Origin of the sequence: Citrobacter sp. CF971 (assembly GCF_006385635.1) — a bacterium.
Classification (GTDB): domain Bacteria; phylum Pseudomonadota; class Gammaproteobacteria; order Enterobacterales; family Enterobacteriaceae; genus Citrobacter; species Citrobacter freundii.
In genome coordinates, this window is the sequence record NZ_CP041051.1 from 1,863,217 (window position 1) to 1,884,524 (window position 21,308).

General features: G+C 47.5%; 23 protein-coding genes, 1 tRNA gene and 4 other RNA genes. 16 read left to right on the plus strand and 12 right to left on the minus strand.

The window, feature by feature from the left end; genetic code table 11:
* The first annotated feature begins 183 nt into the window (after positions 1–183).
* The 5 genes from efeU (at position 184) to phoH (ending at position 4,803) form a co-directional block, all read left to right on the plus strand.
* Positions 184–1,017: an iron uptake transporter permease EfeU gene (gene efeU, locus E6P06_RS12315; protein WP_003036041.1), complete on the plus strand. Its 834-nt coding sequence runs from the start codon at positions 184–186 to the stop codon at positions 1,015–1,017.
* A gap of 58 nt (positions 1,018–1,075) precedes the next feature.
* Positions 1,076–2,203, plus strand: a complete 1,128-nt coding sequence (efeO, locus tag E6P06_RS12320; protein ID WP_044700715.1) for an iron uptake system protein EfeO — start codon at positions 1,076–1,078, stop codon at positions 2,201–2,203.
* Between the two features lie 5 nt (positions 2,204–2,208).
* Positions 2,209–3,492: an iron uptake transporter deferrochelatase/peroxidase subunit gene (gene efeB / locus E6P06_RS12325; RefSeq protein ID WP_121539896.1), complete on the plus strand. Its 1,284-nt coding sequence runs from the start codon at positions 2,209–2,211 to the stop codon at positions 3,490–3,492.
* A gap of 247 nt (positions 3,493–3,739) precedes the next feature.
* A complete protein-coding gene (locus tag E6P06_RS27645; RefSeq protein WP_168199044.1) occupies positions 3,740–4,036 on the plus strand; it encodes a hypothetical protein in 297 nt (98 codons plus the stop codon).
* A complete protein-coding gene (gene phoH / locus E6P06_RS12330) occupies positions 4,015–4,803 on the plus strand; it encodes a phosphate starvation-inducible protein PhoH (protein ID WP_003036052.1) in 789 nt (262 codons plus the stop codon). Before E6P06_RS27645 ends, phoH begins: the two co-directional genes overlap by 22 nt.
* Before the next feature lie 383 nt (positions 4,804–5,186).
* On the opposite strand, the gene E6P06_RS12335 is transcribed toward phoH, so the two are convergent.
* Positions 5,187–6,101 (minus strand): VirK/YbjX family protein, encoded by a 915-nt coding sequence (locus E6P06_RS12335; RefSeq protein ID WP_008320289.1) that lies wholly within the window; start codon positions 6,099–6,101, stop codon positions 5,187–5,189.
* A 946-nt stretch (positions 6,102–7,047) separates the two neighbouring features.
* Positions 7,048–7,962, minus strand: coding sequence for an EamA family transporter RarD (rarD, locus tag E6P06_RS12345; protein WP_121539897.1), 915 nt, complete (start codon positions 7,960–7,962; stop codon positions 7,048–7,050).
* A gap of 867 nt (positions 7,963–8,829) precedes the next feature.
* On the opposite strand from rarD, the gene E6P06_RS27960 reads away from it, so the two are divergent.
* Entirely contained in the window at positions 8,830–8,955 is a 126-nt protein-coding gene (locus E6P06_RS27960; protein ID WP_232727526.1) for a hypothetical protein, read from the plus strand.
* Positions 8,956–8,959: 4 nt separating this feature from the next.
* Here E6P06_RS27960 and E6P06_RS12355 read toward each other — a convergent pair.
* From E6P06_RS12355 to E6P06_RS12375, 5 genes are all read right to left on the minus strand, one after another.
* Positions 8,960–9,096, minus strand: a non-coding RNA gene (locus tag E6P06_RS12355) — RtT sRNA.
* 44 nt (positions 9,097–9,140) lie between these two features.
* Positions 9,141–9,277: non-coding RNA, RtT sRNA (locus tag E6P06_RS12360), on the minus strand.
* Between the two features lie 44 nt (positions 9,278–9,321).
* A non-coding RNA gene (locus tag E6P06_RS12365) (RtT sRNA) lies at positions 9,322–9,458 on the minus strand.
* Between the two features lie 44 nt (positions 9,459–9,502).
* Positions 9,503–9,639, minus strand: a non-coding RNA gene (locus E6P06_RS12370) — RtT sRNA.
* A 44-nt stretch (positions 9,640–9,683) separates the two neighbouring features.
* Positions 9,684–9,771: transfer RNA gene (locus E6P06_RS12375), tRNA-Ser, on the minus strand.
* Positions 9,772–10,007: 236 nt separating this feature from the next.
* Here E6P06_RS12375 and ghrA point away from each other — a divergent pair.
* From ghrA to E6P06_RS12395, 4 genes are all read left to right on the plus strand, one after another.
* Positions 10,008–10,946, plus strand: a complete 939-nt coding sequence (gene ghrA / locus E6P06_RS12380; RefSeq protein WP_139935285.1) for a glyoxylate/hydroxypyruvate reductase GhrA — start codon at positions 10,008–10,010, stop codon at positions 10,944–10,946.
* A gap of 86 nt (positions 10,947–11,032) precedes the next feature.
* Entirely contained in the window at positions 11,033–11,770 is a 738-nt protein-coding gene (locus tag E6P06_RS12385) for a phosphatase (protein WP_139935286.1), read from the plus strand.
* A 23-nt stretch (positions 11,771–11,793) separates the two neighbouring features.
* Entirely contained in the window at positions 11,794–12,348 is a 555-nt protein-coding gene (locus E6P06_RS12390; RefSeq protein ID WP_003836798.1) for a molecular chaperone, read from the plus strand.
* Between the two features lie 101 nt (positions 12,349–12,449).
* Positions 12,450–12,932, plus strand: a complete 483-nt coding sequence (locus tag E6P06_RS12395; protein ID WP_008320293.1) for a DUF1097 domain-containing protein — start codon at positions 12,450–12,452, stop codon at positions 12,930–12,932.
* A gap of 46 nt (positions 12,933–12,978) precedes the next feature.
* Here the strand turns inward: E6P06_RS12395 and csgG are convergent, their stop codons facing one another.
* The 4 genes from csgG to csgD are packed head-to-tail and all read right to left on the minus strand — an operon-like array spanning position 12,979 to position 15,324.
* Positions 12,979–13,812 (minus strand): curli production assembly/transport protein CsgG, encoded by an 834-nt coding sequence (csgG, locus tag E6P06_RS12400; protein WP_003036082.1) that lies wholly within the window; start codon positions 13,810–13,812, stop codon positions 12,979–12,981.
* A 25-nt stretch (positions 13,813–13,837) separates the two neighbouring features.
* Complete coding sequence (gene csgF, locus E6P06_RS12405) at positions 13,838–14,251, minus strand: curli production assembly/transport protein CsgF (RefSeq protein ID WP_003036084.1); 414 nt, start codon at positions 14,249–14,251, stop codon at positions 13,838–13,840.
* Positions 14,252–14,276: 25 nt separating this feature from the next.
* Positions 14,277–14,669: a curli production assembly/transport protein CsgE gene (gene csgE, locus E6P06_RS12410; protein ID WP_003036087.1), complete on the minus strand. Its 393-nt coding sequence runs from the start codon at positions 14,667–14,669 to the stop codon at positions 14,277–14,279.
* Positions 14,670–14,673: 4 nt separating this feature from the next.
* Positions 14,674–15,324: a biofilm master transcriptional regulator CsgD gene (gene csgD / locus E6P06_RS12415; protein WP_003036091.1), complete on the minus strand. Its 651-nt coding sequence runs from the start codon at positions 15,322–15,324 to the stop codon at positions 14,674–14,676.
* Positions 15,325–16,085: 761 nt separating this feature from the next.
* Between csgD and csgB the strand changes: the two genes are divergently transcribed.
* The 6 genes from csgB to E6P06_RS12445 all read left to right on the plus strand — a co-directional run bounded on the left by csgB (position 16,086) and on the right by E6P06_RS12445 (position 19,967).
* Positions 16,086–16,544, plus strand: coding sequence for a curli minor subunit CsgB (gene csgB / locus E6P06_RS12420; RefSeq protein WP_003036094.1), 459 nt, complete (start codon positions 16,086–16,088; stop codon positions 16,542–16,544).
* Positions 16,545–16,584: 40 nt separating this feature from the next.
* Entirely contained in the window at positions 16,585–17,034 is a 450-nt protein-coding gene (csgA, locus tag E6P06_RS12425) for a curli major subunit CsgA (protein ID WP_003036098.1), read from the plus strand.
* Between the two features lie 61 nt (positions 17,035–17,095).
* Positions 17,096–17,428: a curli assembly chaperone CsgC gene (gene csgC, locus E6P06_RS12430; RefSeq protein WP_003036101.1), complete on the plus strand. Its 333-nt coding sequence runs from the start codon at positions 17,096–17,098 to the stop codon at positions 17,426–17,428.
* Between the two features lie 152 nt (positions 17,429–17,580).
* Complete coding sequence (locus tag E6P06_RS12435; RefSeq protein WP_032936233.1) at positions 17,581–17,901, plus strand: type 1 fimbrial protein; 321 nt, start codon at positions 17,581–17,583, stop codon at positions 17,899–17,901.
* A 100-nt stretch (positions 17,902–18,001) separates the two neighbouring features.
* Positions 18,002–18,544, plus strand: a complete 543-nt coding sequence (gene ymdB, locus E6P06_RS12440) for an O-acetyl-ADP-ribose deacetylase (RefSeq protein WP_003036110.1) — start codon at positions 18,002–18,004, stop codon at positions 18,542–18,544.
* The gene (locus E6P06_RS12445) at positions 18,480–19,967 is read left to right on the plus strand and encodes a phospholipase D family protein (RefSeq protein WP_139935287.1); all 1,488 of its coding nucleotides are present in this window, start codon (positions 18,480–18,482) and stop codon (positions 19,965–19,967) included. The genes ymdB and E6P06_RS12445 overlap by 65 nt, the downstream gene beginning before the upstream one ends.
* Before the next feature lie 23 nt (positions 19,968–19,990).
* Here E6P06_RS12445 and mdoC read toward each other — a convergent pair whose 3' ends face one another.
* Positions 19,991–21,151 carry a glucans biosynthesis protein MdoC gene (gene mdoC / locus E6P06_RS12450; RefSeq protein WP_048233430.1) on the minus strand — a complete coding sequence of 387 codons (1,161 nt, stop codon included), beginning with the start codon at positions 21,149–21,151 and terminating at the stop codon, positions 19,991–19,993.
* Positions 21,152–21,308 lie beyond the last annotated feature (157 nt).

Below are 21,308 nucleotides of genomic sequence, written 5' to 3' on the forward strand. Positions count from 1 at the left end.
CGCGGGCTTTTTATTGCGCCCCCGCAAACCTGCATAACCATTACCCGCCTAACTGTTTACATTAAGTCATCATTCTCAAAACATTCTGCTTGAGTTTTTCTTTGCTGTAATGATAATCACTATCACTGTAATTTACTTTTCTTTTCATCAATTGACCGAGAATAACGTTTAAGGGTTCTTCGCATGTTTGTTCCATTTCTAATTATGTTGCGCGAAGGGTTAGAGGCCGCGCTGATTGTCAGCCTGATTGCCAGCTACCTGAAACGGACTCAGCGTGGTCGATGGATTGGTGTGATGTGGATTGGTGTTCTGCTGGCGGCGGCATTATGCCTGGCGTTAGGGATTTTCATCAACGAAACCACCGGTGAATTTCCGCAAAAAGAACAGGAGCTGTTTGAAGGCATCGTGGCGGTCATTGCCGTGGTGATCCTCACCTGGATGGTGTTCTGGATGCGTAAAGTTTCCCGCAACGTCAAAGTCCAGCTTGAACAGGCTGTCGATAACGCGTTGCAACGCGGTAATCATCACGGTTGGGCGCTGGTGATGATGGTCTTTTTTGCTGTTGCGCGAGAAGGGCTGGAATCGGTGTTCTTCCTGCTGGCGGCATTCCAGCAGGATGTAGGCATCTGGCCGCCGTTAGGCGCGATGCTGGGACTGGCTACCGCAGTGGTACTGGGATACCTGATTTACCTCGGCGGCATTCGCCTCAACCTCGGGGCGTTCTTTAAATGGACCAGCCTGTTCATTTTGCTGGTAGCTGCCGGTCTTGCCGCTGGGGCGATCCGCGCTTTCCACGAAGCCGGGTTGTGGAATCATTTTCAGGATGTGGCGTTTGACCTGAGCAGTGTGCTGTCGACGCATTCGCTGTTTGGCACATTGATGGAAGGCATTTTCGGCTATCAGGAAGCGCCAAGCGTTAGTGAAGTCGCTGTCTGGTTTATCTACCTGATTCCGGCGTTGATTATGTTTGCACTACCGCCGCGTTCAGGCACTACGGCATCGCGTACCGCACCTTGATAAAAACGCGATGCAGAATACTTTTTAGTTACAACATACTTATTTATAGGGATAGGTTATGACGTTTAATTTTCGCCGTAGTGCGCTGCAGTTGGGTATTGCCGCGCTGTTTGCATCCGCTTTTTCTGCACAAGCCGCCGATATTCCGCAGGTGAAAGTCACGGTTAACGACAAACAGTGTGAACCGATGACGATCACGGTTAACGCCGGGAAAACGCAGTTCATCATCCAGAACCACAGCCAGAAAGCGCTGGAGTGGGAAATTCTTAAAGGCGTTATGGTGGTTGAAGAGCGCGAAAACATTGCACCAGGTTTTAGCCAGAAAATGACCGCTAACCTGCAGCCTGGCGAATATGATATGACCTGCGGTCTGTTGACTAATCCGAAAGGCAAACTGATCGTAAAAGGCAGCGCAACGGCGGATGCCGCACAGAGCGATGCTCTGCTGAGTCTGAGCGGCGCGATTACCGAATATAAAGCCTACGTGACGGCTGAAACCGCGCAACTGGTGGCGGGCACTAAAGCCTTCACCGATGCAATTAAAGCCGGTGATGTGGAAAAAGCGAAATCCCTGTATGCGCCAACCCGTCAGCATTATGAGCGTATTGAACCGATTGCTGAACTGTTCTCCGATCTCGACGGCAGCATCGATGCGCGTGAAGACGATTACGAGCAAAAAGCCGCTGATCCAAAATTCACCGGCTTCCACCGTCTGGAGAAAGCGCTGTTTGGCGACAATACCACCAAAGGTATGGATAAATACGCCGACCAATTAAATAGCGATGTTCTTGACCTGCAAACGCGTATTAGCGAGCTGGCTTTCCCACCGTCTAAAGTTGTTGGCGGGGCAGCAGGACTGATTGAAGAAGTTGCTGCCAGCAAAATCAGTGGGGAAGAAGATCGCTACAGCCATACCGATCTGTGGGATTTCCAAGCCAACGTCGATGGCGCGCAGAAAATTGTCGATCTCCTGCGTCCTCAGTTGCAAAAATCCAATGCTGAGCTGCTGGCGAAGGTGGATGCGAACTTCAAAAAGGTCGATACCATTCTGAGCAAGTACCGTACCAAAGACGGTTTTGAAACCTATGACAAACTGACTGATGCCGATCGTAATGCGCTGAAAGGGCCGATCACGACGCTGGCGGAAGACTTGTCGCAATTACGCGGTGTTCTGGGTCTGGATTAAGCACTATGCAGCAAGATAATGAAAACGGCGTGAGCGAACCGTCACGCCGACGTTTACTGAAAGGGATGGGCGCCCTGGGTGGGGCGCTGGCGCTGGCGGGTGGGTGTCCGGTTGCCCACGCGCAAAAACCACAAAGCGCGCCGGGAACGCTGTCTCCGGATGCGCGTAGTGAAACGCAGCCGTTTTATGGTCAGCATCAGGCGGGGATCCTGACGCCGCAGCAGGCATCAATGATGCTGGTGGCATTCGATGTTCTCGCCAGCGATAAGGCCGATCTTGAGCGTTTATTCCGGTTGTTGACTAGCCGATTTGCGTTTCTGACCACCGGTGGACCGGCACCGGATACGCCCAATCCGCGTCTCCCTCCTATGGATTCAGGTATCCTCGGCGCATACATTGCGCCAGACAACCTGACGATGACGTTGTCGGTTGGTTCATCGTTGTTCGATGAACGTTATGGCCTGAAATCGCAGATGCCGAAAAAGCTGCAAAAAATGACCCGCTTCCCGAATGATTCGCTGGATGCGGCGCTGTGCCATGGTGATTTGCTGCTGCAGATTTGTGCCAACACCCAGGACACGGTCATCCACGCGTTGCGCGATATCATTAAACATACGCCCGATCTCCTCAGCGTGCGCTGGAAACGTGAAGGGTTTATTTCTGACCACGCCGCGCGCAGCAAAGGCAAAGAGACCCCGGTCAACCTGCTTGGCTTTAAAGACGGCACCGCGAATCCGGACGCTACGGATGCGAAGTTGATGCAAGACGTGGTGTGGGTCACGGATGTGCAGGGTGAACCTGCCTGGGCGCAAGGTGGCAGTTATCAGGCCGTCAGGCTCATTCAGTTCCGCGTTGAGTTCTGGGATCGTACGCCGCTGAAAGAGCAGCAAACGATTTTTGGTCGTGATAAACACACCGGCGCGCCGCTGGGCATGCAGCATGAGCATGATGTACCTGACTATGCCAGTGATCCTGAAGGTGAGGTGATTGCGCTCGACAGTCATATCCGCCTGGCAAACCCGCGCACGAAAGAGACCGACTCGAGCCTGATGATGCGTCGTGGCTACAGTTATTCGCTCGGTGTGACTAATTCTGGTCAACTGGATATGGGGCTGTTGTTTGTTTGCTATCAACACGATCTGGAAAAAGGATTTTTGGCGGTGCAGAAACGTCTGAATGGTGAAGCGCTCGAAGAGTATGTCAAACCGATTGGTGGGGGATATTTCTTTGCTTTGCCGGGTGTTAAAACTGCAGACAATTATCTGGGACAGTCTCTGCTCGAAGCCTGATGATTATGCCCCGCAGTACAGCGGGGTTTTTCCTGATATCTTGATGAAGGAACAAATTATTTTTTATGATCGGTATGCGACTGAAATAATTCTGTCATCTCTCTGCAAGAGACTGTCTCTGGTGATAAGATAGAATTTAAGTTAACAATAAGTAAAAATATTGTTGCGTTAGCGAAAGGTTATGATGTAATTATAAGTAATAGCGGTAGTTCCCGGCGGTGATAGTCTTTCACTATGGAGATCGCGAATGGAAAAGTCCTGTATTGGACACGTTTTTCACAGTAACAGCAGTACCTTACGCGGACGTTTCTCTTCCGGTAGCCTCCTCGTCACCGCTAAATCTCTCTCTCATTCACTTCTTCTCCTTGTAACTGACGCCCTGTACGGTGCGCGTAGCCGTGTGTGGCGTCTTATCCGAAAGCAAGCAATGGCTTACAAGGAAGCCAACCCTCAGATGTTCGTGCGCATAATCGTGCCGCCAACGGCGCGTGTGATGTATACCTACAACTCAAGGTGCTATCCATGGGAAGACAAAAAGCAGTGATCAAAGCTCGTCGTGAAGCAAAACGTGTGCTGAGGCGGGATTCGCGTAGTCATAAGCAACGTGAAGATGAATCGGTCACCTCGCTTGTGCAGATGGGCGGCGTAGAAGCGATCGGTATGGCGCGTGATAGTCGCGATGCCACGCCAATCACGGCGCGAAATGAGGCTCAGGCGCACTACCTGAATGCTATCGAGAGTAAACAGCTGATCTTCGCCACCGGTGAAGCCGGGTGTGGTAAAACCTGGATCAGCGCGGCAAAAGCAGCAGAGGCCCTGATCCATAAAGATGTGGACAGGATCATTGTAACCCGCCCAGTTCTGCAAGCTGATGAAGACCTCGGCTTCTTACCTGGGGATGTTTCGGAGAAGTTCGCTCCCTATTTTCGCCCCGTGTATGACGTGCTGGTGAAACGGCTGGGAGCCTCCTTCATGCAATATTGCCTGCGACCTGAGATTGGTAAGGTGGAAATCGCACCGTTCGCCTATATGCGTGGACGTACATTTGAAAATGCAGTGGTCATTCTTGACGAGGCTCAGAACGTCACTGCTGCGCAAATGAAGATGTTTTTAACCCGCCTCGGGGAGAATGTGACGGTGATTGTGAATGGGGATGTGACCCAGTGCGATCTACCTGCGCACGTTCGCTCAGGGCTAAGCGATGCGCTGGCCCGTTTCGAAGAAGATGATATGGTTGGGATCGTTCGTTTCAATAAAGACGATTGCGTCCGCTCGGCGCTCTGTCAGCGGACGCTCAACGCTTACAACTGATAAGTACTCCGTCTTCAAGGCCCGGGAAACCGGGCTTTGTTATTTGTGTGTTGTTAAGTAAATTTTAGAAATTGAAATAGTATGCTCTGATGAAATAGAACATCGAAAACGAGTAGAAACCAGGATATCTGAAGTCGAGGGGGAACCTTGCCTGACTTGAGATATGTCAAAAGTTTGATTTATGAACTGTGGAATAGAGAACACCTTATTTTAGACTCATGCGTTTATCCAGTGATGAATGCGTCTCGCGGATCAGCGACCCGTTGAGCTCACAGCACTCAGCGGACGTTCGTGTAATGGTTCGCCAACGCGGAACGATAGCTACGCTTTTATCGAGATGTCGCATTCATCAGCCAGTTTCTGAGCTGAGTTACGACATTATGTTACATCTGATTTTGCAGAAGAATCATGATTTCCTCATTAATATGATCCAACAGGTCATACCGTCTCCGGTATTCCGCGCGTTTTTTACTGGCAAGCTCATTAAATGACTTACGCTCTACATAAATTGGCAACTTATACCAATTACCGTATGGACGACCAGCAACTGATTCCCAAAAATCACTGTACAGGGCAACAAAGTATTTACGTTTCTTGTACCGGTATCGCCATTGCCTGAAAACATGGCTCTGTTCACTAACTGCTAAAATATTAGTGATATCACAGCAACGCATCAATGAACAAAGAACCTCAAAAACGATCCGCTTAGGGAATAGTCCATAGCAGGCTTTAGTAGCGTCACGAATAATGTCTGGGCCAATATTTTTTGGTGCCCCCTGCAGACCGCCAATAAATGCACAATGTCCTTTTTTTGACGGGATAACCGAGAAGGACAATCGGGCCACCGGGGTATTGTTAAAACTCAGAGATAACATCAGTTCTCCTTCACGATCAAAACCGCCTGAAGAACAGTGAATATCAAAATCCTCACCATTTTTTCCGGTGAAATGGACCAATAGCACATCTCTGTCGGGTAATAATAACGCCTGGTGTTTCACTGGTAAACTCTGGACAAAACGGTAGTGACCAATAATGTTTTTCCTTCGATTCCATGCCAGCCCTCCTTTATGTAAATAGGGACGATGAATTTTGGCTGGTAACGTAGGTTGCATCTCCAGAATCTTATCAATTGATTTAAGGGAATGTAATTCTTGATAATACCGAATACTGGAGACAGGACTTATCATAGATCGTAAAAGATACATGAGTCGAAATTTTTTGTTCTTCCATTTGCTATGCAAAGGGCCACGTGCCAATAGAATTTGGTTAAAGAAACTTAGATATGATGTATTTTTCATAAGTATTCATTATTAATTCAGGGTGTTTAAATTTATTTACGTGCAAGGTGTAAATACTGGAATCTCTGACGCTGTTTTGTTAATGCGAAACATTTTGAAAATAAATTCATGTCTGACATGCCAGTTTTGTTGATAATCATTAGGCGCTCTCTCGTCCGCATATCCTGATGAAAACAAATTTTTTTCATTCTACAGAGAAGAACATATATATTTGTTAAACAAAGTATACTTTACAAACATACCGATGTTCATTGAGTAACCTGGTAGGTTGACTTGTCAACCACATAACGAAGTAAATCATGTGATTCAGCGAGCCATGGGTGTTTGGAAAACGCACGACTTTGAACGTCAGGACAAATTTTGGACGATGACAGCTATCACAATTGGCTGTATTCCCGCGCAATACGCCGGTTTTCGTGGATTATTGTCAAATTGAATAACTTAAATTGGGATATACACATTCCTGACTTTCTTTCCAGATATAATGCCCAGTATATTTTTGGTAACCTTTTGTACTGAAAAGGAGTTTGCATTGTATGGTTATGAAACAGACCCGCAAAACAATACCAAGGGGAACCTGATTCGCTGGCTGACGCACGAATAGGGTACTGCCGTTAAGAATATTTCCGGATACAGAGACTTTACCGATCGGCCGCAACATTCTCTGGTCACTCACGTTCTCAGAGAAATGCACTAGCTCGATGCCTGGTTGCAGTGCGGCAGTGTTCCGGGAGATTCACCGGTGATGAACAGTGCCAATCTGTATAAAGGTATCGGAAAAATTTTTTTGTCCGGCTTTAACCATGAACATGCAGTCAACTGTCCTGTGTACCTAAATGACGTGGTAATCTTGAATAAACAAACTCGAGTTGTTTACTCATTCATACCTGAGCGCGTGTTCCAGGGAAACGAATAAGCGTACTGAGTTTTATATTCTGCATGTACATCACCGTAAAGTGCCTGCAGGATGATTACTTTCAGACCGTGGAGGATTACGTCGGTAATGATAGTAAAGACTCTCAAATATACATAGCAACAATCCAAACCATACCGCTGAAAAACAAAATAGCTCGGAGTAATTAATAATTTCTCCAAATATAAGTATGGCAATGAGAAATTGCAAAGATGGTTCTATATACTGAGCAAGACCTGTCACAATAAGAGATGTACGATTTAGCGCTACTGCAAATAACACTAACGGAATTACTGTAACGGGAGCGGTTAATATATAAAGGAACAGAGAGATGTCAGATGATGTAGTTATACTCGAGCCAGTATAGATAAAGATGAAAAGAGCAACAGGTAGAGCCCAGAATGTTTCAAGCGTGATTGAGGTTATTGCATCGTAATGGATAAATTTTCGCGCCAGTCCGTACAATGCAAATGAAAACCCCATGATTAACGCTAGTGAAGGAAAACTGTTTGCGGAAATAATCTGATAGCCAAGACCACATACGCCGGATATTACTGCTATAAGTTGAAATAATGATGGTTTTTCTTTAAGAAAAATACATCCAAGGCAAATGACAATAAGTGGGTTGATAAAATATCCCAGACTGGCGTCGAGTACCTTATGATTTGTTAATGCATAAATAAAAGCTGACCACGAAATTACCATTAGCAAGCCTGCTATCATGCAGGATATGAAGGAGGTTTTATCTTTCAGTAAATCGCGAAAAAACGTTCTCTTACGAAATAATAATCTTATTGGCAGTAATAGAGGTATAGACCAGAAAACTCTGTACATCAAAATTTCAGCGAGGGCTCCGCCAGATAGATATTGATAAAACAATGGGATCAGGCCCCATAATATAAATGCCAGAACAACAACTGCGGGTCCATTTCGCAGAAACTTTACCATTTATGTGTATCCTTGCTTGCCATACTGACATGTTCTTCTGAAGAGCATTGTCAACCCTTCACTCTGGCATGTACCTGCTCTTAAGAGAAACGTGTGCTGTTACAGTACTCAATCTCATTTACAGTCAGGGTGATATAAAAAACAAGGTGAAATTTATCATGATCGTATCTATAAAATGATGATAAAAATCAACGGGAAGACTTCCGATTTGTATTGCGGGCTGGATCATCTTTCAGACGTCTGACGGGGAGTATTTGCCTTTCCCTGATTTCCTCGTCAATATCAAATAAGCACTCGTCGCAGAATTCTGTATCGAGTGAGAGCCACTGTTCAAAGACGCTCCTTTTCTTATTACACCGTGCGCATCTCTTCATCACATCATCCTTTATGCTATTTCCCTGCCGAGCTTCCAGGACAAAAGGTGTTCGCTCCTAAATAAGACAGGAATTAGATTTATAAACAATCAGTTAAATTCGTTTTAGAGATTGTGGCACAGGGACAATCATGCGGGATAATTCATTTTGCAGATCAATTTTTACGTAATCGATCGACGAAATCGATCGATGCTTACACCCCTGTATTACACACCATTCGTGATGCTGCCGGACTCACAACACCTGGCCAGCATTCCTTGCTTAAGCGCATCATTACCGGGTGCAATGCCGCGCTGGAATAAATTAAAGCGATGCTCCACCAGCTTGCTGATATCTCAGCACAACCGGGAGTATTGGCGGGCAAACTGCGCAGGACTAGGCAATGGATGATGGCTTCCGCTGCTGGTTGCTTGAGAAAGAGTAAACCGCTATGAAGGTCATTACCTGCAATCTAGACCGGAGGATCTGGCGTGATTTGTTGAAGAAATCCGGCATGATAAGTCTCATGCATGCCGCTACCAGCGATAAGTGGAGCAGAAACCTTGAGCGGGGCGATATCCCCGCCAGGCTGTGCAATATGCGAAAAAAAAGCCCGTACTTGCGTACGAGCTCTTCTTAAAATATGGCGGTGAGGCGGGGATTGACTCGCTTCGCTCGCCCTGCGGGCAGCCTGTTCGCTATGCTCTCAGTCTGTCCAACTGGCTGCGCCAGTAGTCGAACCCCGGTCCGGGCTTCTCATCCCCGCCAGGCTATGCAATATGCGAAAAAAAAGCCCGTACTTGCATACGAGCTCTTCTTTAAATATGGCGGTGAGGCGGGGATTGACTCGCTTCGCTCGCCCTGCGGGCAGCCTGTTCGCTGTGCTCTCAGTCTGTCCAACTGGCTGCGCCAGTAGTCGAACCCCGGTCCGGGCTTCTCATCCCCGCCATGCTGTGCAACATGCGAAAAAAAAGCCCGTACTTGCGTACGAGCTCTTCTTAAAATATGGCGGTGAGGCGGGGATTGACTCGCTTCGCTCGCCCTGCGGGCAGCCTGTTCGCTATGCTCTCAGTCTGTCCAACTGGCTGCGCCAGTAGTCGAACCCCGGTCCGGGCTTCTCATCCCCGCCAGGCTATGCAATATGCGAAAAAAAAGCCCGTACTTGCATACGAGCTCTTCTTTAAATATGGCGGTGAGGCGGGGATTGACTCGCTTCGCTCGCCCTGCGGGCAGCCTGTTCGCTGTGCTCTCAGTCTGTCCAACTGGCTGCGCCAGTAGTCGAACCCCGGTCCGGGCTTCTCATCCCCGCCATGCTGTGCAACATGCGAAAAAAAAGCCCGTACTTGCGTACGAGCTCTTCTTAAAATATGGCGGTGAGGCGGGGATTCGAACCCCGGATACGTTGCCGTATACACACTTTCCAGGCGTGCTCCTTCAGCCACTCGGACACCTCACCATATTGTTGTTCCTGTGCTACCGGAACGGGCGCTAATGTAGGGGAAACACCGCCCCGTCGTCAATCAACTTTTTGAAAAAAATGTGCATTTACACAAACTTCAAGCAACATGGAGCATAAATAAGCGGGAATTGTTTTTTTTGCCAGCATCCTAAAATTTGCTACTCTGATGTTCCCTCGGAAAATGATGATAATAAGTGCGAGAAAGTTCCGCACAACAATGTTCAGGAGACAATGTGGATATAATTTTCTATCACCCAACATTCGATACGACCTGGTGGATTAATGCGTTGGCAAAGGCAATACCTGGTGCAAACGTTCGTGAGTGGAAAGCGGGTGATAATGCACATGCTGACTATGCGCTGGTCTGGCATCCGCCGGTTGAAATGCTCGCAGGACGAAAATTAAAAGCCGTATTTGCGCTGGGCGCGGGCGTCGATTCTATTCTCAGTAAACTCAATGCTCATCCGGAAATGTTGGATGCGTCGATCCCGCTTTTCCGTCTGGAAGATACGGGTATGGGCCTGCAAATGCAGGAATATGCGGTCAGTCAGGTGCTGCACTGGTTTCGTCGCTTTGATGATTATCAGGCATTGAAAAATCAGGCGAAATGGCAACCGTTGCCAGAATATACTCGTGAGGAGTTTACCGTCGGGATCATGGGGGCAGGTGTATTGGGCGCAAAAGTTGCCGAAAGCCTGCAAGCATGGGGATTCCCACTGCGCTGCTGGAGCCGTTCGCGTAAATCCTGGTCTGGTGTGGAAAGCTTCGCCGGTATTGAGGAACTGGGCGCGTTTTTGAGCCAAACTCGTGTGCTTATCAACCTCCTGCCTAATACGGCAGAAACCGTAGGTATTATTAACGCTGATTTACTTAGCCAATTGCTGGATGGCGCCTACGTGCTGAACCTGGCGCGTGGTGTTCATCTCAATGAAGACGATCTTCTGGCATCGCTGGACAGCGGCAAGGTGAAAGGTGCCATGCTGGATGTCTATAGCCGTGAACCGCTGCCGGAAACCAGTCCTCTGTGGAAACATCCGCGTGTGGCAATGACGCCGCATATTGCCGCGGTAACGCGCCCGGCGGAGGCGGTGGACTATATCTCCCGCACGATTTTGGATCTTGAGAGCGGGAAATCCGTTACGGGTCAGGTCGATCGCGTACGGGGATACTAATGCTAACCCGGCGGATGCCGGGTTTCAGCTAATAAATAGCGGCGATACCTGCTATCCTTGACGAAAAATGACTACAGGAGAGAGTTATGTATCCCGTTGACCTGCATATGCATACCGTCGCCAGCACCCACGCCTACAGCACCTTAAGTGATTACATCGCTGAAGCCCGTCGCAAAGGCATCAAGCTGTTTGCTATTACCGATCATGGACCGGATATGGCGGACGCGCCTCACCACTGGCACTTTATCAATATGCGTATTTGGCCACGTGTTGTAGATGGCGTAGGGATCCTGCGCGGCATTGAGGCGAATATTAAGAATATTGAAGGCGAAATTGACTGTTCAGGTCCGATGTTTACCTCTCTGGACCTCATTATTGCGGGCTTCCATGAGCCAGTTTTTGCACCTCACGATAAAGAAACCAATACCCAGGCAATGATAGCCACGATGGCCAGCGGTAATGTGCACATCATTAGCCATCCGGGAAATCCCAAGTATCCGGTTGATATTACTGCAATTGCCCAGGCGGCGGCAAATTACCAGGTTGCACTGGAAATCAATAACTCTTCGTTTTTGCATTCGCGTAAGGGCAGTGAGGATAATTGTCGTGCGGTTGCTGCGGCTGTGCGCGATGCTGGCGGCTGGGTGGCGTTAGGGTCGGATTCACATACTGCTTTCACGCTGGGAGAATTTGGCGAATGCCGTAAAATCCTGGATGATGTTAATTTCCCTGAAGACAGAATTTTAAACGTCACACCTAAACGCCTGTTGGCGTTTCTGGAATCGCGAGGCATGGAGCCGATCGCGGAATTTGCTGAACTGTAATTGTTACTAACTGGAATATATCAATGAACGAGTTTTCTATCCTGTGTCGTGTACTGGGCTCGCTGTTTTATCGCCAACCGCAGGACCCTTTACTGGTTCCCCTGTTTACCTTAATTAGTGAAGGTAAATTGTCCGCCAACTGGCCGCTGGAACAGGACGAACTGCTCACTCGTCTGCAGAAGAGCTGCGATATGCCCCAACTGGCTGCAGATTACAACGCGCTGTTTGTCGGTGAAGAGTGTGCTGTGCCGCCTTATCGTAGCGCCTGGGTAGAAGGGGCGAAAGAATCGGATGTTCGTGCATTTCTTTCTGCCCGCGGCATGCCGCTGGCAGATACGCCGGCAGATCACATTGGTACGCTGTTGCTGGCGGCTTCATGGCTTGAAGACCAGTCTGCGGAAGATGAAAGTGAGGCGCTTGAAACCTTGTTTGTAGACTACCTGCTGCCCTGGTGTGGTACGTTCCTTGGCAAAGTTGAGGCGCACGCAAACACGCCGTTCTGGCGTACCATGGCGCCGCTAACACGTGATGCTATTAGTGCAATGTGGGACGAATTGCAGGAAGATACTGACGAATAAATGTGATTTAAATCACTTTAAACTGCAACGCAAATTATATGCTTGCATAAATTGTGTGCACGATCTCATTCCTATGTCGTTTTTCTGCTAAGATACGCGGCATGAACATACTTCTCTCAATTGCAATCACAACGGGCATTCTCTCTGGGATCTGGGGATGGGTGGCCGTTTCTCTTGGCTTACTCAGTTGGGCTGGCTTTCTGGGGTGCACGGCCTATTTCGCCTGCCCGCAAGGTGGGCTAAAAGGACTGTGGATCTCGGCGTGTACGCTGCTAAGCGGTGTGGTGTGGGCGTTGGTGATTATTAACGGTAGCGCGCTTGCCCCGCATATGGACATTATTGGTTATGTCATGACGGGAATTGTCGCGTTTCTGATGTGTATCCAGGCAAAGCAATGGTTGCTTTCATTTGTACCGGGCACGTTTATTGGCGCATGTGCAACATTTGCAGGGCAGGGCGACTGGCGACTGGTTGTACCTTCACTGGTACTGGGCCTGGTATTCGGCTATGCGATGAAAAACAGTGGTCTGTGGCTGGCGTCTCGCCGTGAAAATCGAATATCGCCGACGCTGACCAGTAAATAAAAAAGCGTGAGGGTTTTCCTCACGCTTTTTATGCAGTAAAGATCCATCAGGATTCTGGTGGTACCGACATATGGCGGTATTTAACCAGAATGTCATTATCAACTTGTTTCTTATCCTGCAAATCCCACAATCCGCGATCGATGCCGTCATTAATTAAGAAGATAACGCCTGTTTCAATCGCTGACATCAGACAAAGCATAACCGGTTCGTTAGAGGTGTAGCCAATTTCACCTTCCAACAGACGCTGGTAGTCAATAAAGCGGAACACTCCAGCCTGTACTTCATAAGACAAAATGGTTTTACTGGTGTTCACTGACGACAGGATCTCACCGGTGCTGACGTTAACTACGCGCAGGTTTACCGCTATCTGGTCGAGCTGGTATTGCGTATCGGCGCCAATACCGAAATAACGCGCACCGACACCACCCGATTTAACGTTGCTTTCATAACCGATAATTGACCCTTCCACCATGACGTTTGCCGCGGTCAGGGACTGTAGCGGGATCCGGTTATTAATCGCAACCGTACCGTTTTCCTGAGCCGCACGAATGATTTTACGTTCGTTCAGCAAGTTCTGTAGCCCCTGACGTTCCAGAGGGACGAACCAACGAGAATCTTTCAATGCGGTGACAAGCATAGCCGTGGCGCTTTGCGGGACGGCGGTAGAGAAGTTACTTGCCGGGTAAGGTTTAAATTGGCCAGTCTCATCCTGAATGTTGTATACCGACACAAAGATCTTACCTGTAGGCATAGGCAGATGCGTCAAATCTTTATAGCTTTGGGCCCGGGGCATTAATGTCGGCTTAGCGGCTTCTTGAGGCGGAGCTGTTAAACATCCGCTGAGTAAAATTACTGCCACCATGATAAGTAAGCGCTGCATGATTTTTTCCTTTCGTGGCTATAATTTAGAAATCGGTCGACTGATTTTGTAAACCCGACACTTCAATAGTCGACGTTCTCCCCGTTTTCCTGTCCGTGACATTCAGTTGCAGTTGCCCATCCCGGTTGGCGATATCAACGATAAAATCGCTGGTTACCATCCTCCCCGGTTTACCGGTATTGATATTGGTGAGCAAGCCACCGAGTATTTGCGACTGTATTGCCTGGGTAAAGTTATCCAGTGCTGATGGGGTTTCAATCCCGTAATCGCCAGCACTCGGATCCTTATACGAGTTTTGCGCCTGAGCGCTGTTCAGTAAAAAAGAGCCGTTGTTTGGGTTGCCACCAAAGTTAGGGTTGCGGAACTGGAACGTCATATTTCCGGCCCAACTTAATGGTGAAATCAGCATGAGCAAAACCACTGCATGTTTGACACGCATGAAAGCCTCCGGACTAAATCATGTTTTAGAATTCATCGCGCGCTAAATCGCTCGTACTTAATAGCGTTTGATCTATTTGCCGACGATTTAATGCTTCCTCAGTTTCTGCCAATGCGAAGACCACAATTTTGTCGAAGTCTCTTTTTGTCGGGAATAAAAAAGTCTGGAAGATAACGTCCTGATTGACAGTTATGGTGATCCAACTTCCCCAACGTGCACTGGGCCTTTCATTAATGGTTAAGTTTCCTGTGTACTTACTTTCCCACTTGTCACTAAAGGCACGATAAAAATCATGGCCAATGGAAGAGACAGTGTGGTCAGTCAACAGTCCGGGAACCTCCACCTCTACAGCAGCGTGTAGATTCCCGGCAGCAAGGAACAAATTTGCTGCCACAATCCAGGACAAATAGCTTTTCATGGCTTTATCGCCTGAGGTTATCATTGGCCCACGAGACCGCCTGCGTACGATTTTTGACAGCTATCTTTTTGAAAAGATTATAAAGATGTGTTTTAACCGTATTTTCACTAATAAATAGTGAACGCGCGATTTCAATATTTGAGGCGCCAATACGCAGTTTATTAAGGATCTCTTTTTCACGGTGCGTAAGTAATGCCGACTCCGTGCTGTTATAGCGGTAGTTCCCGGAATGCGTGATCAGGTAGCTGGCGAGCTTTTGTGAAAAGTAGCATTCGCCACGCAACACACCTTGCAATCCGCTGACGACACGCTGCTCATCTTCCGTTGCGTAGAATACGCCATTGATATGCGGCCAGTTTTCAATATCCCGATAAGGATAATCATCTGGGGTATTCAACAATAACGTCTTTATATTGTTGTTTTTTCTGCTCAAATTATCTTGCCAGTAATGGATCAGTTTTTTGTCTGCCTCCATCATGTCCAGTAGAACAATGCAGCTGGAGGAAATATCATCCAGAGAACGTTGAATATTATGTAGTTTTCCGGTTAACGCCAGCGATTGTTTTAAATGCTGTAATAACGCAGTTGCCTGCAGGGATGGTTTAGTGATCAACAATAATGTATGACCATGAATACTATGGACTTCATTAAACATGATGAAACTCCACTTTTTTAGTCGCACACCTGACAGCTGTCTCTACTAAAATAGAGGCACCAGAAGTACTGACAGATGTTGCACTGCTGTGTAGAAATAAAATATCGACCCAACGGGGTGAAAATATTAAAACAAATGGACTTCAACTGATTTCAATCTAGCTATTACAAATCTTAAAGCAAGTGTTAAACATGTTACAGAATGTAAATTTATATATTAAAATGTGATTTTTGGGTTTTTTAGAAGTTTAGATTTGATAGTAAAGTTGTACATTTTGGCGATACTGCATAGATTTAAAAAATCATACAAATTATAATATGGTATTGATTATTAAGAGTTAAATTTATGCTTAGATGGTTTTTGATTTCTAATAAATTCCGATCTTTTCGTCTTACTTTAAGTTGGACAATTTTAGATAGAAAAAAATGACGCTTGTCACGACTTGTACTGCTAACTATCGAAGTACCTCGCTACGAGGCCCAGAAAACGCGGAAAACGCGTTTTTTTTGTTACTGCATAGAAATTCATTCACTGGGTTAAAAAAGAAATGAAATCCAGAGCTGTAACGGTATTGTTTGCTGTTAATTAGTACTTTGGGGTGAATCTGAATATAAAAATACAACTGGCGGGTGAGTTATTTAAAATGTTTCCGCAGACATACTCTTCATCGTAACGTGGCGTTAACAAATGTAAGTCATGTTAACAACAATTTGAGTGGTAATTAATTTAACTTCATGTACGACCAGGTCCAGGGTGACAACATGAAAAACAAGTTGTTATTTATGATGTTTACAATGCTGGGTGTGCCTGGGATTGCAGCCGCGACTACAAGTTATGATTTAGCTAATTCAGAATATAACTTTGCGGTAAATGAATTAAGTAAGTCTTCATTTAATCAGGCAGCCATTATTGGTCAGGTTGGCACTGCGAACAGTGCAAATACCCGCCAGGGGGGCTCGAAGTTATTGTCAGTCATTTCGCAAGAAGGTTCTGGTAATCGAGCGAAAACAGACCAGACGGGATCATATAACTTTGCATATATTGATCAAACGGGTAGTTCCAATGATGCGAGTATTAAACAAGGTTCATACGGTAATACGGCGGTAATTATCCAGAAAGGCTCTGGTAATAAAGCCAATATTACCCAGTACGGTACACAAAAAACAGCAGTTGTGGTGCAGAGACAGTCGCAAATGGCAATTCGCGTGACTCAACGCTAATCCATTAACGACGTTTAAATCAATCCGATGGGGGTTTACCATGAAACTTTTAAAAGTGGCAGCATTCGCAGCAATCGTAGTTTCTGGCAGTGCTCTGGCTGGTGTTGTTCCGCAATGGGGCGGAAATCATCATGGTGGTGGCAGTAATTATGGCCCAGACTCTTCACTGAGTATCTACCAATATGGGTCAAACAACTCTGCAAATGCTCTGCAAAGTGATGCGCGTAAATCAGATGTCACCATCACACAACACGGGCGTGGCAACGGAGCTGTTGTTGGCCAGGGTGCTGATGACAGTACCATTAGCCTGAAACAGACCGGCTTCCAGAACAGTGCCACTATCGATCAGTGGAATGCAAAAAATGCTGATATTAGCGTGACCCAGTTCGGTGGCCGCAACGGTGCGTTGGTTAATCAGACAGCCTCTGACTCCAATGTGCTGATTCAGCAGGTTGGCTTTGGTAACAACGCTACAGCTAACCAACACTAATTCAGTTTTCTGACTGATAATAAACAGGGCGTGAGCCCTGTTTTTTTTTCGGGAGAATATGATGCATACGCTATTACTCATTGCCGCGCTGGCAAATCAAATAACATTCAATACAACTCAGCAAGGTGATATGTACACCATTATTCCTCAGGTGACGTTAACTCAACCGTGCGTATGTGAGGTACAAGTCCTCGCCATACGTAAAGGGTCCGGGGGACAAAGCCAATCGCAGCAGAAAACAAGCCTTTCGGTCCCCGCTAATCGGCCGATTGAATTAACTAAACTGAGCTTTAATATTTCACCTGAGGATTCGGTCAAAATTATCGTTACCGTTTCGGATGGGCAGTCTCTGCATCTGTCTCAGCAATGGCCAGACTCAAACAGTCACCAATGATTTTTTTGCTGTATTTGCATTAAGGGTGTGGCTGGGAATGCACTGCTGTTCTATGAATATAGAGACGTTTGAACGTTTTAATTTGATCGTTAATCACAGCGGCGAAGGATCATTTCGATCCCTCAAGGATGGCTAATCATTGAGGAACCCTTATGTGTACATTATTAAAGCGTTTTTTAAGTATCAGCTTGTGCAGCATTTCTCTTTTTACCCTCCCCGCAATGGCGCAACAAATCTCAACCGGCGGGGTTATTCATTTTCGCGGTGCAATAGTTGAATCACCTTGCGATGTTAACGCTCGGCAGCAGCAAATTGAATTGTCATGTATGCGCGACGGCACCACCCGTAATAGTCTCTACAGTCAGCAACAGGTCGCGACTGCCCCTCAAAATGTGCAGCAAATTGCCACAGTCAAAATGCACTATCTCAATGAACAGAAAAACATGGCAATTCTTAACATTGAATATAAATGAATCATTCCGGCGTACATATGCACACGTTTGGTTAAAAAGTGAGATTTCCGGGAAAACCCTGCTGTACACTTAACAAATAGTGTTTGGTCAGGGGGAACTTATGCAATCACGTGTTCATGTGTTACATGGCGATATTACGACGATCGCTGTTGATGTGATTGTCAACGCGGCGAATCCATCGCTATTGGGCGGAGGTGGCGTCGATGGAGCGATTCATCGCGCTGCAGGGCCTGCGTTGCTGGCGGCCTGCAAACAGGTTATCCAGCAACAGGGCGAATGCCCAACCGGTCATGCGGTTATCACCCTGGCGGGAAACTTGCCCGCCAGAGCAGTGATCCACACCGTGGGGCCCGTATGGCAGGGTGGCGATCATCATGAAGCTGAACGCCTCGAAGAGGCTTACTTTAATAGCTTGCAACTGGCCTTAGCCAATGGTTATCAATCCATTGCTTTTCCAGCAATAAGCACCGGTGCTTATGGTTACCCCCGCGCTGCAGCGGCAGAGATCGCGGTGAAAACGGTGTTGAAATTTATCACCCGACGTACGCTTCCCGATCAAATATACTTCGTGTGCTTTGATGAAGAAAACGCTCGGCTATACAAGAGATTACTTACCCAGCAAGGCGATGAACGCACGGACTGATATGACGCGACTTGAGCGTGCCATCACGCCACTTTGTGAAAACCACCCGGGAGAATGCGGCATTCTGACGTTGGATGACAGCCTGGATGCATTTGCTGCTCGCTATCGGTTGACGGAAATGGCGGAACGTACCCTGGATGTTCAGTATTACATCTGGGAAAGCGACATGTCCGGGCTATTACTATTTTCCGTTTTGCTGGCCGCGGCGAAGCGGGGCGTCCGGGTGCGTTTGTTGCTGGATGATAACAACACGCCAGGTCTGGATGACACGCTGCGTTTGCTGGACAATCACCCTAATATAGAAATCCGTCTGTTTAATCCCTTTTCCTTTCGTATCCTGCGTGCACTAGGCTATTTAACCGATTTTGCCCGGTTGAATCGACGTATGCACAATAAAAGTTATACCGCTGACGGCGTCGTAACTCTCGTGGGCGGGCGAAATATCGGCGATGCCTATTTTGGCACAGGCGAACAACCGCTGTTTTCCGATCTGGATGTTATGGCTATCGGGCCGGTGGTCCAGGATGTTGCTGACGACTTTGAGCGTTACTGGCACTGCCGCTCGGTTTCAACATTGCAAAATGTACTTGAGGTGGCTGAGCCAGCTTCAACGCAAAAAATCGAACTTCCAGAATCCTGGTATAACGATGACATCACGCGTCGCTATCTACATAAGCTGGAAACCAGCCAGTTTATGACCCACCTCGATCAGAGGTCGCTACCGCTGATTTGGGCGAGAACGCGCTTGCTGAGTGATGATCCCGCAAAAGGAGAGGGGAAAGCGCCGCGCCACTCACTATTACCGCAGCGTTTGTTTGACGTGATGGGATCTCCCACCGAGCGTATTGATATTATTTCCGCCTACTTTGTACCAACTCGCGCCGGTGTGGCGCAGCTCCTGAGACTGGTGAGAAAAGGCGTTAAGATCGCGATTTTAACTAATTCTCTGGCGGCGAATGATGTCGCAGTCGTTCACGCAGGCTATGCACGCTGGCGAAAAAAGCTCTTGCGCTACGGTGTGGAGTTATACGAGCTCAAACCAACCCGCGATCGCGTTTCAGCAGTACATGACCGGGGATTAACCGGTAATTCAGGCTCCAGCCTGCATGCGAAAACCTTCAGTATTGACGGTTGTAAAGTGTTTATCGGCTCGCTTAATTTTGATCCCCGTTCAACGCTGCTCAATACGGAAATGGGGTTTGTGATTGAGAGTGAAGTACTGGCCGAGTTGATTCATAAACGTTTTATGCAAAGCCAGCGTGAAATGGCCTGGCAACTACGTCTTGATCGGTGGGGAAGACTCAATTGGGTCGACAGACTTTCTGGCAGTGAACAGGTACTGAAAAAAGAACCCGCCACAGGATTCTGGAAGCGGGTTCTGGTAAAGCTGGCGTCCGTGTTACCCATTGAGTGGTTGCTCTGAACCACACAATGATTGACGGAAAACTAACCGGCCACGGCCTTGTTTTTATCCTGCCTGACGGCTGGTTTACCCGAAAAGAGAAACTTCAGCACCGGGATCCGTAAATGGATTTCGTACAGTATTACCGCAATCCCGACCACAAACAGTAGACCGCAGAGAAAGCCCAGCAAATTCGACTTGATATGCGGTGTGATGTAAGCGCCAAAAAACAGCGTTAACGGATGATGCACCAGATAGATAAACAGAGATGCGTTGACAAAATAGGTTACGCGGGCTGACTGGAAATTCAGCAAACGGTGACCAAGTGAAAAGACGACGTTCACCATCCACAGGCCCATGACCATGGTAATGACATATTCAGTTTCATACATCCAGGCATCGCCGTTGCCGTAACGTTGATTGAACAGGTATGCGACAAATGCGCATGCGGCGCCTAGTGTGCAGCCGCGTGATGGCGTGGTAAACAGCGCTTTCAGATTAGGATTGATAAACGCCAGCGCACCGAGCATAAAGAAAGGCACATAAAACAACGTTTGCATAACGATAAAATTAAACATGCCATCGCTGAGAATCGAAGGGTAGAGGATGAAAATCGTCCTTCTGACGGCGGCATAACCGAAACCCAGCACTGCAAAAATCAGCGTTAACTTCGTCATTGACACCGCAGGCGCGCTGCCGACGTCGCTTTGCGTCAATCTGTGTTTCATCTGGGTAAACACCCACATGCTCAGGGTTGTTAACACCACGAGAACCAGTAAAAACCACAGATGGGAAATCAGCTCCCAGGCCAGCGCGTTGTATTTATCGTAGCCGCTGAGGGTATGCCAGCTGTCTGCTTTGCCTTTCACGTATTGCAGCATGATAAATTGCGGCAGCGTAAGCAGCGGAATCGCGGTCAGCATAGGGATCCCCACGCGTTCTACACGCACTTTCCACCAGCGCTTTAACGGATAGCGTAGAAATAGCATGTAGGAAAAATAACCCGAAATGACAAAGAAGACTTGCATGCGAAAAGCATGGATAAAGTCATTGAACAAGGTCAACCACCACGATGGTTCTGCGCTGTTCACGTGCCATGTGTGTGTGGAGTAGATCAATGAAATATGAAACGGGATCCCTAACAACATTAGCCAGGCACGGATGGAGTCAAGAAAATATTCGCGTGGTGGTGATACAGAGCTCATAGACAGTTATGTATTCTCAGACTTTTCGTCTTATCCCTAAGACGAATAATGGTTACATTCGAGGGCAACCCTACACGAAGTCTAACAACCTGTCTCCAGGATAAGCACGCAAAGTGAAAACAGGCAGACGAACCTGCTTAAACCATGAGCCAGCGCG